Source organism: Pseudoalteromonas arabiensis (assembly GCF_001550155.1).
Classification (GTDB): Bacteria; Pseudomonadota; Gammaproteobacteria; order Enterobacterales; family Alteromonadaceae; genus Pseudoalteromonas; species Pseudoalteromonas arabiensis.
Genome location: NZ_LRUF01000021.1, coordinates 267,119 through 280,945, shown reverse-complemented (window position 1 = coordinate 280,945; position 13,827 = coordinate 267,119). Strand labels below are relative to the sequence as shown.

Annotated in this window: 14 protein-coding genes; 11 read left to right on the top strand and 3 right to left on the bottom strand. The window is 41.3% G+C overall.

From position 1 onward, the window contains the following. Positions 1–56 precede the first annotated feature (56 nt). Positions 57–1,238 (bottom strand): thiolase family protein, encoded by a 1,182-nt coding sequence (locus tag PAARA_RS10885; protein WP_062569057.1) that lies wholly within the window; start codon positions 1,236–1,238, stop codon positions 57–59. A gap of 341 nt (positions 1,239–1,579) precedes the next feature. Between PAARA_RS10885 and PAARA_RS10880 the strand changes: the two genes are divergently transcribed. The 9 genes from PAARA_RS10880 to PAARA_RS10840 all read left to right on the top strand — a co-directional run bounded on the left by PAARA_RS10880 (position 1,580) and on the right by PAARA_RS10840 (position 11,146). Continuing rightward, positions 1,580–2,014, top strand: a complete 435-nt coding sequence (locus tag PAARA_RS10880; RefSeq protein ID WP_054553803.1) for a MerR family transcriptional regulator — start codon at positions 1,580–1,582, stop codon at positions 2,012–2,014. A gap of 44 nt (positions 2,015–2,058) precedes the next feature. Continuing rightward, positions 2,059–3,234 carry an isovaleryl-CoA dehydrogenase gene (locus tag PAARA_RS10875; protein ID WP_054561519.1) on the top strand — a complete coding sequence of 392 codons (1,176 nt, stop codon included), beginning with the start codon at positions 2,059–2,061 and terminating at the stop codon, positions 3,232–3,234. Positions 3,235–3,243: 9 nt separating this feature from the next. Further along, positions 3,244–4,851: a carboxyl transferase domain-containing protein gene (locus tag PAARA_RS10870; RefSeq protein ID WP_062569056.1), complete on the top strand. Its 1,608-nt coding sequence runs from the start codon at positions 3,244–3,246 to the stop codon at positions 4,849–4,851. Between the two features lie 10 nt (positions 4,852–4,861). Further along, a complete protein-coding gene (locus PAARA_RS10865; protein ID WP_062569055.1) occupies positions 4,862–5,632 on the top strand; it encodes an enoyl-CoA hydratase/isomerase family protein in 771 nt (256 codons plus the stop codon). Positions 5,633–5,640: 8 nt separating this feature from the next. Next, complete coding sequence (locus tag PAARA_RS10860) at positions 5,641–7,605, top strand: acetyl/propionyl/methylcrotonyl-CoA carboxylase subunit alpha (RefSeq protein WP_062569054.1); 1,965 nt, start codon at positions 5,641–5,643, stop codon at positions 7,603–7,605. After that, positions 7,605–8,510 carry a hydroxymethylglutaryl-CoA lyase gene (locus tag PAARA_RS10855; RefSeq protein ID WP_062569053.1) on the top strand — a complete coding sequence of 302 codons (906 nt, stop codon included), beginning with the start codon at positions 7,605–7,607 and terminating at the stop codon, positions 8,508–8,510. Before PAARA_RS10860 ends, PAARA_RS10855 begins: the two co-directional genes overlap by 1 nt. An 11-nt stretch (positions 8,511–8,521) precedes the next feature. Beyond that, the gene (locus tag PAARA_RS10850; protein WP_054553797.1) at positions 8,522–9,220 is read left to right on the top strand and encodes a CoA transferase subunit A; all 699 of its coding nucleotides are present in this window, start codon (positions 8,522–8,524) and stop codon (positions 9,218–9,220) included. Between the two features lie 11 nt (positions 9,221–9,231). Beyond that, positions 9,232–9,888, top strand: coding sequence for a 3-oxoacid CoA-transferase subunit B (locus PAARA_RS10845; protein WP_054553796.1), 657 nt, complete (start codon positions 9,232–9,234; stop codon positions 9,886–9,888). A 379-nt stretch (positions 9,889–10,267) separates the two neighbouring features. Next, positions 10,268–11,146 carry a LysR family transcriptional regulator gene (locus PAARA_RS10840; protein ID WP_062569052.1) on the top strand — a complete coding sequence of 293 codons (879 nt, stop codon included), beginning with the start codon at positions 10,268–10,270 and terminating at the stop codon, positions 11,144–11,146. A gap of 92 nt (positions 11,147–11,238) precedes the next feature. Here the strand turns inward: PAARA_RS10840 and PAARA_RS10835 are convergent, their stop codons facing one another. Beyond that, complete coding sequence (locus PAARA_RS10835; RefSeq protein ID WP_062569051.1) at positions 11,239–11,484, bottom strand: hypothetical protein; 246 nt, start codon at positions 11,482–11,484, stop codon at positions 11,239–11,241. A gap of 292 nt (positions 11,485–11,776) precedes the next feature. Here PAARA_RS10835 and PAARA_RS10830 point away from each other — a divergent pair, with 292 nt between their 5' ends. Next, complete coding sequence (locus tag PAARA_RS10830; RefSeq protein ID WP_062569050.1) at positions 11,777–12,199, top strand: hypothetical protein; 423 nt, start codon at positions 11,777–11,779, stop codon at positions 12,197–12,199. A gap of 124 nt (positions 12,200–12,323) precedes the next feature. On the opposite strand, the gene PAARA_RS10825 is transcribed toward PAARA_RS10830, so the two are convergent. Continuing rightward, positions 12,324–12,851: a hypothetical protein gene (locus tag PAARA_RS10825; protein ID WP_062569049.1), complete on the bottom strand. Its 528-nt coding sequence runs from the start codon at positions 12,849–12,851 to the stop codon at positions 12,324–12,326. 545 nt (positions 12,852–13,396) lie between these two features. On the opposite strand from PAARA_RS10825, the gene PAARA_RS10820 reads away from it, so the two are divergent. After that, entirely contained in the window at positions 13,397–13,816 is a 420-nt protein-coding gene (locus PAARA_RS10820) for a tetratricopeptide repeat protein (protein ID WP_062569048.1), read from the top strand. The last annotated feature ends 11 nt before the right edge of the window (positions 13,817–13,827 follow it).

Here is a 13,827-nt window from a genome sequence, read left to right as displayed (position 1 = left end):
ACATGATAGTTTTTAAAATACGTTGCGGCTGTGAGAGATTTAGTTCAAAAACGTAATTAAATTACTTCGACTGCCATAGCAACAGCTTCACCACCACCGATACACAGTGAGGCAACACCTTTGCTAAGACCACGATTCTTTAATGCATGAATTAACGTTACTAAGATACGCGCGCCGCTGGCACCAATTGGGTGACCAAGTGCACAGGCACCGCCGTTAACATTTACTTTGCTTTCATCAAGTTTTAACTCGTTAATTGCAAGCATAGTCACCATTGCAAACGCTTCGTTGATTTCCCATAAATCAACATCATTAACAGACCAACCGGCTTTTTCTAAAAGCGATTGCATCGCGCCAACCGGTGCTAAAGTAAACTCGCTTGGCGCTTGTGAATGTGTGCTGTGAGCTACGATACGGCAAAGTGGCGTTAAACCTTGTGCTTTAGCATCTGATTCACGCATTAACACAAGCGCTGCTGCACCATCAGAAATTGATGACGAGTTTGCAGCTGTAATCGTACCGTCTTTTTTAAATGCAGGACGTAAACCTGGGATTTTATCAGGGCGAGCATTGCCTGGTTGCTCATCAATCGCAACGGTCACATCACCTTTGCGTGTAGAAATAGTGTGCGCGGCAATCTCGTTTGCAAATGCGCCTGTTTCAATCGCGCTGTTTGCTTTAGTCAGTGAGCTAAGTGCAAAATTATCCATTTGTTCACGACCAATTGAATACTGATCGGCAGTGTCTTGAGCAAAACAACCCATTGCTTTGTTGTCGTAAGCATCTTCAAGGCCATCACACATCATGTGATCTTTTACTTCGCCATGACCCATACGCATTCCTGAACGTGCATTCGGTAACATATAAGGCGCATTACTCATGCTTTCCATGCCACCAGCAACTGCGGTATTGATAGAGCCTGATTTAATTAAGTCATGGGCAAACATTGCAGCTTTTAAGCCAGAGCCACATACTTTGTTGATTGTTGTTGCGCCAGTACCTTGATTAAGGCCCGCTTTTAACATTGCTTGGCGCGCAGGTGCTTGACCAAGACCAGCTGGTAATACACAGCCCATGATCACTTCGTCAATCTTATCGGCAGATAAACCGGCTTGATCTAAGCTACTTTTAATAGCTGTAGCACCTAGATCAGTTGCGTGTACACCACTTAGTGCGCCCATAAACCCCCCCATTGGGGTACGTTTTGCGGCAACAATAACAACGGCTTCAGTAGTCATAATTGGCTCCATGTAAGTGGTTATCATCATGTGTTCAAATCATGTGTAACCAAACAGTTAATTTGTTATAGTTTAATTTCGATTTAATTCAGCATACATAATATTTACGTTTACGCCAACGTAAATCTAAAATCAACTTTTTTGCGGTCGTTAAAACTGTAAACTTATCTGTATTTTGTTGTATTAAAAATCGAACATCTGCTTACAAGGCTAGATAAATAAAGCTTTTCAACATATCCAACCAGTTATCTTTATAAGTCTAAAGTATAACACCCAAATCACCCTTTACCTTTACGTAAACTTCACTTATATTGGTGTTATTCGAATGAGGTAAATAAATCATGAAACAAGACAATCAAACAAACTTCGAAAGCGCAGCAGTTGAACCTGCTAGCAATGAGCAAACGTTTAGTATCAGCGAACTAGCAAAAGAATTTGATATTACAACTCGCTCTATCCGCTTTTATGAAGACCAAGGGCTGATCTCACCTGATCGCAATGGTCAAACCCGTATTTATTCAAAACGCGACAAAGTAAGACTAAAGCTTATTCTACGCGGTAAACGCTTAGGTTTTACCTTAGCTGAAACGGGCCGTTTGTTTGAACTTTACGATGCAGATAAATCAAGCGCTAAACAGCTAGTGACTATGCTTGACCTTATCGCAGAGAAAAAAGCAGACCTAAGCCAACAGATGGACGACATTAAAGTTGTACTGATGGAATTGGTTACAGCAGAACGCCGCTGTCGTGAAACCCTTAATAATTTAGACGAATAACCTGACAACAACCTCGTCAACAGACTCTCACAGGAATACACATTATGAGCACTATTTCACTATACAAAGAAATGAACTTCGGACTTGGCGAAACAGCAGACATGATCCGCGATCATGTTAATAGCTTTGCTAGCCAAGAAATTGCCCCACTTGCAGAACAAACTGATGTAGACAACGCCTTCCCTAATCAACTTTGGCCACAGCTTGGCGAAATGGGTTTATTGGGTATGACAGTGCCGGAAGAATTTGGCGGTGCAGGCCTTGGTTACCTTGAGCATGTAATCGCAATGGAAGAAATTAGCCGTGCAAGTGCATCGATTGGTTTAAGTTATGGTGCTCATTCAAACTTATGTGTTAACCAAATTAACCGTAATGGGTCTCAGGCACAAAAAGAAAAATACCTGCCTAAGCTAATCAGTGGTGAGCACATTGGTGCCCTTGCGATGAGTGAGCCAAATGCGGGTTCTGATGTTGTATCGATGAAATTAAAAGCTGAGAAAAAAGGCGATGTGTTTGTGCTTAACGGTAACAAGATGTGGATCACTAATGGTCCAGATGCCGATACCTTTGTTATTTATGCAAAAACAGATTTAAATGCTGGTCCTAAAGGGATCACCGCTTTCATCGTTGAACGTAACACGCCAGGATTCTCTACTGCGCAAAAGCTCGACAAACTAGGTATGCGTGGCTCTAACACCTGTGAATTAGTGTTCGAGAACTGCGAAGTGCCCGCAGAAAACATTCTAGGTAACTTAAACGAAGGCGTAAAAGTACTTATGAGTGGTCTTGATTATGAGCGTGTTGTACTAGCAGCTGGCCCGCTTGGCATTATGCAAGCATGTATGGACATTGTTGTTCCTTATATTCATGAGCGTAAGCAATTTGATAGCCCAATTGGTCAATTCCAGCTTATTCAAGGCAAAATCGCTGACATGTACACGCAAATGAATGCAGCTCGTTCATACGTTTACACGGTAGCGCGTGCCTGTGACCGCGGAGAAACAACGCGTAAAGATGCCGCTGGTGCGATTTTATATGCAGCAGAGCTTGCTACTAAGATGGCCCTTGATGCTATCCAAATCTTAGGGGGTAATGGTTATATTAACGAATACGCGACAGGTCGTTTATTACGTGATGCAAAACTGTATGAAATTGGCGCTGGTACGTCTGAAATCCGCCGCATGCTAATTGGCCGCGAATTATTCACTGAAAGCCGATAGGACCTTGTTATGACGATTTTAAAATCGAGTGTAAACCCACACGATCCGCAATTTTTGCAAAATCACGACAACATGGCAGCACTCGTAAGTGACTTACGTGAAAAGGTAGCTGATATCCGTTTAGGTGGTGGCCCAGCCCTGATTGAGCGTCATCAAGGCCGTGGTAAATTGTTTGTTCGAGACCGTATTGAAACGCTACTTGACGAAGGCTCACCATTTTTAGAGATTTCTCAATTTGCTGCCTTTGGCGTCTATGAACAAGCCATTCCTTGTGCTGGAGTGGTGGCTGGTATTGGTCGTGTTAAAGGCGTTGAATGTATGATCATCGCCAATGATGCCACCGTAAAAGGCGGGACTTACTTTCCGCTTACAGTAAAAAAACACCTACGTGCCCAAGATATCGCAGAGCGTTGTCATTTGCCGTGTATTTATTTAGTTGATTCAGGCGGTGCAAACCTGCCCGAACAAGATGATGTGTTTCCAGATAAATTACACTTTGGCCGTATTTTCTACAACCAAGCACGTATGTCTGGTAAAGGCATTCCACAAATTGCGGTCGTAATGGGTTTATGTACCGCAGGTGGTGCATATGTACCTGCTATGGCTGATGAAAGTATTATAGTAAAAGAACAAGGCACAATTTTCTTAGCAGGCCCACCGCTGGTTAAGGCGGCTACGGGTGAAGAAGTGAGCGCTGAAGAGCTCGGTGGTGCCGATGTTCACTGTAAAACATCAGGAGTTGCCGACCACTACGCTGAAAACGATGCTCATGCACTTTCAATTGCACGCCAATGTATCGAACGAATTAATTATCAGCGCCCTACTGCACCCTTACTTGATGATGTTAAACCGCCGCGTTACGACATTAACGAAATATACGGCATTGTTGGTACCGACCTAAAAAAACCATTTGATGTACGCGAAGTGATTGCCCGTGTTGTTGATGATTCATCATTTGATGAATTTAAACGCTACTTTGGTGAAACCTTAGTAACAGGCTTTGCAAAAATCTTTGGTCACCCTGTGGGTATTGTTGCCAACAACGGCATTTTATTTAGTGAGTCAGCGCAAAAAGGCGCGCACTTTATACAGTTATGTGCACAACGTAAAATCCCTTTGGTGTTTTTACAAAACATTACTGGCTTTATGGTTGGTAAGAAATACGAAGCAGAAGGCATCGCCAAACATGGTGCGAAAATGGTAACCGCTGTGTCATGTGCTGATGTACCAAAATTCACAGTGTTAATCGGTGGCTCGTATGGAGCTGGTAACTACGGTATGTGTGGCCGCGCGTTTGAACCAACCATGATGTGGATGTGGCCAAATGCCCGTATCTCTGTGATGGGTGGAGAACAAGCAGCAGGCGTTCTTGCACAAGTTAAACAAGACGGTTTAGCCCGTAAAGGCGAAAGCATGACTGATGAGCAAGTCAGTCAGTTTAAAAAGCCAATTATCGAGCAATACGAAAAACAAGGTCATCCATATTACGCCAGTGCCCGCCTTTGGGATGATGGTATTATCGATCCTGCTGATACTCGCAATGTATTAGGGCTGGCCTTAAGCGCAGCTAAAAATGCACCAGAGCGCGATTCGCAGTTCGGCGTATTTAGAATGTAATGGAGGCCTTATGTCAGTAACACTCGAAATAACAAAATCAAATGTGGCTGTGCTGGTACTAAGTCGCCCTGAAAAACACAATGCATTTAACGAAGAAGTCATCAGTGAGCTGATCCGTTTAATTGAACACGCAAATAGCTGTGATGTGCGCGCACTGGTTTTAAAAACCGAAGGTAAACACTTTTCTGCTGGCGCTGATTTAAATTGGATGAAGTCGATGGCTGGCAATGACTTTGCAGAAAACTTAGCGGATTCAATGCAGCTAGCAAAGCTTATGAAAGTCCTTGCTACAAGCCCACACCCAACAATTTGTGCCGTACAAGGTGCTGCATTTGGCGGTGCATTAGGCTTGATTGCGTGTTGTGATATCGCGATTTGCCAAGACGATGCACAATTTTGCTTAAGTGAAGTAAAGCTGGGTCTTATTCCTGCGGTTATCAGCCCTTATGTTATTAAAGCTATTGGTGAACGCGCTGCACGTCGTTACTTTTTAACGGCAGAGATTTTTGACGCGCATACAGCCAAGCAACTGGGTTTAATTCACCAGATCACCGGCGATTTGCAAACAGCGCTCGACAAACATTTACAAAACCTTGTTAACAATGGCCCTGTAGCTGTCAAAGCAGCAAAGCAGCTTATAAATGATGTGGCTGGTAATGTAATTGATGATGCACTTATTGAGTTAACCGCAGAGCGCATTGCACGCATTCGTGTATCTGAAGAAGGCCAAGAAGGCCTCACTGCTTTTTTTGAAAAACGTGCCCCTAACTGGCAGAAATAGGAACCATTATGACAACAAAATCATTGAAAAAAATTCTCGTTGCCAACCGTGGTGAAATTGCCTGCCGTGTTATGCGTACAGCTAAACAAATGGGCTTAACGACAGTCGCTGTGTACTCAGATGCGGATAAACATGCTCAGCATGTAAAGCTAGCTGATGAAGCGTATCACATTGGCCCTGCACCGAGTAAAGATTCGTACTTAGTGGCAGATAAAATCATCGATGTTGCAAAACAAGCAGGTGTTGATTGTATTCACCCGGGTTATGGCTTTTTATCTGAGAACTCTGACTTTGCTCTCGCGTGTGAGAAAAATGATATCGCCTTTATTGGCCCACCAGCATCAAGCATCGAAGCCATGGGTTCAAAAACCCGCGCTAAAGAAATTATGCACCAAGCAAATGTACCTTTAGTGCCTGGTTATTATGGTGACAATCAAGATACTGATTTTTTACAAGCTGAAGCTGAAAAAATTGGTTATCCCGTTCTTATTAAAGCGGCCTTTGGTGGCGGTGGTAAAGGCATGCGAGTTGTAGAACACGCAAAAGACTTTATCAGTGCTCTTGAAGGCGCAAAACGTGAAGCAAAAGCAGGCTTTGGCAACGATTTAGTGCTTTTAGAACGTTATGTCACTAAACCTCGCCATGTTGAAGTACAAGTTTTTGCTGATAGCCATGGTAACTGTGTGTACTTAGGCGACCGTGACTGCTCTTTACAGCGTCGTCACCAAAAAGTAATTGAAGAAGCCCCAGCACCTGGTTTATCTGATGCACTTCGTAAAAAAATGGGTGAAGCTGCGGTACGTTGTGCCCAAGCGATTAACTATCGCGGTGCAGGTACGGTTGAATTTTTACTATGTGGTGATGAATTCTTCTTCATGGAAATGAACACCCGTTTACAGGTAGAACACCCAGTAACAGAAATGGTAACCGGTGTTGATTTGGTGAATTGGCAAATCAACATAGCGGCAGGTGAAGCATTACCTCTTAACCAAGCAGATATTCAGCTACAAGGTCACAGCTTTGAAGCGCGTATTTATGCTGAAGACCCAAGTAATGATTTTATTCCGTGTTCGGGTCATATTGATGCCCTATTCACACCGGATGAATCTGAGTTTGTTCGTATCGATACAGGCATTGCAGCAGGTGATGAAATTAGCCCGTTCTACGACCCTATGATCGCTAAGTTAATTGTTCATGACGATAACCGTGAGGCAGCGCTTGGGCGTTTATCAAAAGCACTTGAGCACTTTCACTTAGCGGGTTTTAGCTGTAACGTTAATTTCTTACATAATCTTGCTAACCACCCTACTTTTCAAGCAGGTGCACCCGATACGCACTTTATTGAAGACCAAGGTGAGCACCTTGTTGCTAAAAGCGAGCAACAGTCTGTTATTGCGACCGTTGTTGCAGCTTATGCGTATGCTCATCAACTAAAAGGTGAAAGCAGCAGCCCATGGCAACAATTAACAGGCTTTATGCTTAACAGTGACGCTAAAACAACCATCCCGTTTGTTGATTTAACTATTCATGCCATTAAGACTTCAGATGGCTTTAAAATCAGCCAAGATGGGGTTGACTATACAACCTCAGGTAACCTTGATAATGGCCTTGCTAACTTAGTGATCAATGGCGAAAAGATCGTCGCCCATGTTAATCAAACAGACACTCACATCACAGTGATGTATAAAGCACAGCAAACGATACTTGAGCTTGTTGATAAACATTACATTAGTGAACACGAAGGTGAAGCACTACCTCTAGCTGCACCACTCAATGGTACTGTTGTTAAACATTTAGTTGAGGTTGGTAGTACGGTTACTAAGGGGGACGCGGTCGTTATCATTGAAGCTATGAAAATGGAATACACCCTTAATGCCCCGCATGATGGTGTATTAACGAGCTATTGCTTTGCTGAAGGCGAACTGGTGAGTCACGGTGATATGCTCGCGATTGTTGAAGAGCCGGAGGCGTAATGGCACAGTTTCCTGATTTTGTTCGCATTGTAGAAGTTGGCGCCAGAGACGGTTTGCAAAATGAAGCCGCCGTTAGCACGCAAGATAAAGTCGATCTTATCAACGCCCTAGCTGAAGCTGGTCTTAAAGATATTGAAGCAGGCGCATTTGTGTCACCTAAATGGGTGCCACAAATGGCTGACTCTAGCGATGTAATTAGTGCGTTAAATTTACAAGACGTTAATTTAAGTGCCCTCACCCCGAATTTACGGGGTGCAGAGGCAGCAAAACTAGTCGGCATACAAGAATTTGCTATCTTTACAGCAGCAAGTGAAGCGTTCTGTCAAAAGAACATCAACTGCTCTATTGATGAAAGTATTGATCGCTTTAAAGATGTCATGGATTTTGCCAAAGCGAATAACATTCGTGTTAGAGGTTACGTTAGCTGCGTTATGGGTTGCCCATATCAAGGTGATGTCGACTACAATGATGTATTAAACGTATCAGAGCGATTACTCGAGCTTGGTTGTTACGAAATTAGCCTAGGTGACACCATTGGTGTGGGTACGGCGAAAAAAGTCGATGAGTTATTAGATTTACTCTTGCAACATATTGATAAATCAAAACTCGCTGTACATTTTCACGACACCTACGGACAAGCGCTCACAAATATTTACACCGCCCTAAACCGCGGTATAGCAACGGTTGACAGTGCAGTTGCAGGCCTTGGTGGCTGCCCTTACGCAAAAGGTGCGTCAGGAAATGTTGCCACTGAAGATGTAGTTTACTTACTACAAGGGCTTGGCATAGAGCATGGAATTGATTTAGAAAGACTGGCGAAAGCTGGTTGGGCTATTTGCAGTGCATTAAATAAACAACCTGTCAGCAAGGTATCACTTGCTCTAAAGAACACTCAGAATAATTAAGGAGTAGGCTCATGGCCGGTTTCGATAAAGTAGTTTCAAGTTATGAAGCTGCAATGGAAGGTTTAAAAGATGGCGATACTATTATCGCTGGTGGCTTTGGCTTGTGTGGTATTCCTGAGGGGCTTATCAGTGAAATTAAGCGTAAACAAACTAAAAATCTAACCGTTGTTTCAAACAACTGCGGTGTAGATGATTTTGGTTTAGGGGTTTTACTTCACGATAAGCAAATTAAAAAAATCATCGCTTCTTATGTGGGTGAAAATGCGCTTTTCGAAAAACAACTACTTGATGGCGAAATTGATGTTGTTTTAACACCACAAGGTACACTCGCTGAGAAGATGCGTGCCGGTGGCGCTGGTATTCCTGCGTTTTATACTGCTACAGGTTACGGCACTCCGGTTGCTGAGGGCAAAGAAGTCAAAGAATTTGATGGCCGTCCGTATATCTTAGAAGAATCAATTACTGGTGAGTTTGCCATTGTTAAAGCATGGAAAGCCGACCGCTACGGTAATCTTGTATTTCGCCATACAGCAATGAACTTCAACCCGATGGCCGCGACAGCAGGTAAAATTACTGTTGCTGAAGTCGAAGAGATTGTAGAACCAGGTGAACTTGAGCCTAGCCAAATTCATACCCCAGGTATTTATGTTAATCGCGTGATCAAAGGCGACTTTGAAAAACGCATCGAACGTGTAACAACTCGCGATTAAGGAGCAATAAAATGGCATTATCACGTGAACAAGTTGCAATGCGTGTTGCACAAGAGCTACAAGATGGCTATTACGTAAACCTAGGTATTGGTATCCCTACCCTAGTTGCTAACTATGTCCCAGATGGCATCGAAGTCATGCTGCAGTCTGAAAATGGCTTACTGGGTATGGGTGCGTACCCAACTAAAGACCAAGTTGATGCAGATATGATCAATGCGGGTAAAGAAACCGTGACAGCAGCCACAGGTGCAGCAATATTTAATAGTGCAGATAGTTTTGCCATGATACGGGGTGGTCATGTAGACTTAACAGTATTAGGTGCATTTGAAGTTGACCAGAACGGTAACATCGCATCGTGGATGATCCCAAAGAAGCTAATTAAAGGCATGGGTGGCGCGATGGACCTCGTTGCTGGCGCGAAGAATATTATTGTTACGATGACTCATGCAAGCAAGCATGGTGACTCTAAGTTATTAGAAAGTTGCACTTTACCGCTAACTGGGGTTAACTGTGTAAAGAAAATCGTAACTGATTTAGCCGTACTAGAAGTTAAAGACGGCGCATTTCATCTAATCGAACGCGCTCCGGGCGTGTCGGTAGACGAAATCATTAGCAAAACGGCAGGCAAATTGCTTGTTGAAGGTGATGTTCCAGAGATGGTTTTTTAATCCACTCACATCCCATGTACCGACCTCATTCCCAGTGCCAATGGCGCTGAGTTACCCAAAATCCCTCGCAAGAGGGATTTTTTTTATCTATTGATTTACTGTGAGCTGCACCAATTTGTCACATAAATAGTATAAAATGCCCTAACTTTGTGAAGTGAAAGTCTTTAAAGTATAGGGTGTTACCTGTTTCAGAAAACTGCTAAAATCTTTTAAATGCAATAAAAGTAGATTAAACAATCAATTAAAGAGTCTATTTTATGCATTTGTGCAAATATTAGCTATATTCAACCTTTACTCTCTTACTTTTTACATTTTGGGATAATAATTGCTTAGCAGTTAGTTAACTAACACGCGCTATTGAGACTTACTGAAATTAACTATGCAAACACCTATTCGTGGCTTACGCTCATTTTGTTTTGCTGCACGCACCCTTAGCTTTAAAGATGCGGCAAACCAACTCTACCTTACGCCTTCTGCCGTAAGCCATCAGATCAAACAATTAGAAGAACAATTGGGTATTGAACTGTTTGAACGTCAAACCCGCTCTATCCGCTTAACAGCTGCGGGGAAAAATTTTTATGACTCTGTATCGCCGCTTATTAAAGCGCTAGAAAAAACCATTAACGAGTTTAGTCAGTTACAAGAGAACGTGACTATAAGTATTACGCTACCTGAGTTTTTCGCCAGTGAGCTGTTAATGCCAAAACTGAGCGAATGGACTAGCGATCATCCAAATACAAATTTACAGCTTAATACCTTAAAAACGCGTAAAGAGCTGACTAAGCAAAGCGATTTATCGATTGTATTGTCTTCGTCTAAACCGCACGAAGGGGTTGTACATGAGCTGTTTTCGCTTTCGTATACGCCAGCTTGCAATAAAGAAAACTGGCAAGCATGGCAAGAAAACCCATTTCAGGCATTAAATGAAGTTCCTCTAATACTTCATAAAGCGCGTCCATGGGCTTGGCACCAATGGGCTGAGCATGCTGGTATTGATGACTTTGCACCAAAGCAAATTATTCAAGTTGATAGTATGTTTGGTGTGGCACGTGCCGCGCAACAGGGTATGGGTATTGCCCTAATCCCCTTACCTATCAGTCAGACTTGGTTTGATGAGCAATGGTTATTTAATTTCACTAATATGCCATTAAAAACCAAGGATAAATATTACTTAGTGCAACACGAACCAAGTGAAACCAATGCACAACTAGAACTATTCATAAAATGGATGCTTGATACTTTTAAGCACCTTAAGTAGTCATTATTGCCCTCAGAGAAATCTGAGGGTTATCTAAATTTATAATATCTTAAATAACAATCAACTCAGCTTTAACTCGTTTTATCACACACTTAACTTGAGTCTTTATCATCGTCTCGCTTTTGTTTTTTACGCTGCTGATGCTTTGCTTTGGTGACATTTTCATATATCGGAGGTGGGATTGGAAATAGCGAAATAAGTGGGAACAATGCCATAAATAAATATGCTCCCTTTGGCGCCTTTTTAGCCCACCGCACCATCAAGGTTAGGGCTCTTAGTAATATATAAAAGCCGATTAAACCTATAGTAATTATCAGTACAAGCGTAAGTAAGTCCATTTTCAATCCATCAGTAAGCCCTTAACTTAAAGTGAGGACAGTTAGACTTTTTAAATCATCGGATTATCGTTCAGCTATTTAAAAACTCTATACTTTTAATTTACGACAATTAACTTACAACCCTTATAAACTAATACACACAGCGCTTAGTCTTAAATTATTATATTAGACTAAAGTCTATAAGTTAATTTTCTTCATCTATTGAGTGTTTTTTTATCGTTTGTTGAATTTTTTCTACTCAACTAAAGTTCAACTGTCGGCACTTGATACCGATATAACAGAGGAAAAGATTATGTTTAGTACACTTATGAAACGCGTTGTAGTTAGCTCTTTATTAACTTGTTCAGCTATGGCAATGGCTGATCAAAGTGACTATAAATTAATGGTAATTGACCAATCGACACAGGCAAGTGCTGAGGTTAACCGTCAATACGAATTAGCATTTAACCAATGTGCGTTAAGTGTTCAAGCAAAGAATTTTACCGAAGCTGAAACGCTTTGTTCAAAGGCAATCAGTTTACTAAATACAAGCAAAGTACCTGCTTATAAACGCCGTGAATTAACGTCATTTGCTTTAAGCAACCGCGGTGTTGCTCGCATCATGTCTGAAAACGACACAGCGGCACTCTCTGACTTCTACGAAGCAGTACAAATTTCAGGTAACGAGTTAGTAGAACACAACTTAACTCGAGCGAAAAAGAACTTAGCATTATAAGTTCTCTCAAAATTGTGTTGTCTCAAAACCCAGCTTTGGCTGGGTTTTGTCGTTTATGTACCCATCTTTTTACTTACGGCAAAAATACAATAGCGATTTAAAAGTTAAGCTGACGAAGCTTACCTTAATCCTCCGATAATGCCTGTTTGTAACTTAAATCAAAGTTTTTGAGCAACTGATTCAGGTAGTTCAGGTTTATCTGATTAGGTTTAAAATTTTGCCCCTTTTCAATATTTGCTATGTATTGTTTTAGCTTTACTTTGTCTTTATTCCAAAAAGCGATGTTCCCTAAGACAAAGTCATTCCAATACATTTTTGAATTACTTGAATCTTCATTCGGATCCAATACTTTATTTGCATGAAAGATCGCGTGTTGATAATTACCCGCGAGCCCTTCCATTTGCGCTAAATGCCAAGTTAATGAGCTTTCTTTTGAATTATTATGTGTAATAAAACGTTTAATCAGAATAGCGGCTTCAGTATGACAGCCTGATTTTTCTAACAATCTAAACCCAGCATCATCAGTCTGATCAAATTGCTGGTATGTGAGGTTTAAATCGTCTTTTAATCTTTCTTCAAGGGCAGCTTTACAATCAGCAAACGCAACATTCGATATAAATAAAAATCCAATTGATAAAAGCCCTGTTTTCATAATTCTTTCCTTGTGATTCTCAATATTGGCTTGTTTATGATTCTTTGACAAAAATTTTAATTGTTTTGCTAAACACCGCGGTTCTCATATACAAGCATATCTACTCAGGTTCAGAAGCATTTTCAACTTGTAAATATACAGGTAACGTTGAAATTTAAAAGTCACTTTGGAATGCTTTGTCCATAATTTTTAAAAAGCTATTTTTAACAAAGTTACTAACCAATGGCCACTGCTAAAAAGTTACCTCGTTTATCAAAACCTATCTCCATATAAGAATCACAATCTACAGATGCAAATAACGTTTCTATAAATAAGCGTAGGCACAAAAATTTATAAGCACTCAGTCAAAGTTTCAGTTGTTAAAAAATACTAGAGTCGACATTACATACTCTCACCCCCCATAAAACCCTGAGTTCTGAGCAATTACTCTATAGATTAAATTTCTTCATCTATCAGGTTTAATTTAATCGTTTGTTTAGCTTATAGGAATATTTTAAAGTTCACTCGTTGGCAAGAAACACCAACTTATTCAAAGGAAAACTATCATGTTAAAAACACTTGTAACCACTATTGCACTTAGCTCTTTATTAACTTGCTCAGCGATGGCAGTAGCCGCACAAGCTGATTATAAACTGATGGTAATTGAGCAACCTCAAACCAACGATAATGCAACCAGCCAATACGAAACTGCCTTCAACCGCTGTGCATTAAGCGTTAAAGAAAAGAATTTTTCAGAAGCAGAAAGCCTGTGTACACAAGCAATTTCTCTTCTAAGTACAAGTAAAGTACCAGGTTATAAACGCCGCGAGTTAACATCGTTTGCACTTAGTAACCGAGGTGTTGCACGCATCATGTCCGAAAACGATACAGCCGCGCTTTCTGACTTTTATGAAGCAGTGCAAATTTCTAAAAATGAACTTGTAAACCACAATTTAAGCCGTGCAAAACAAAACTTAGCACTGTAGTTGTAAAGGTT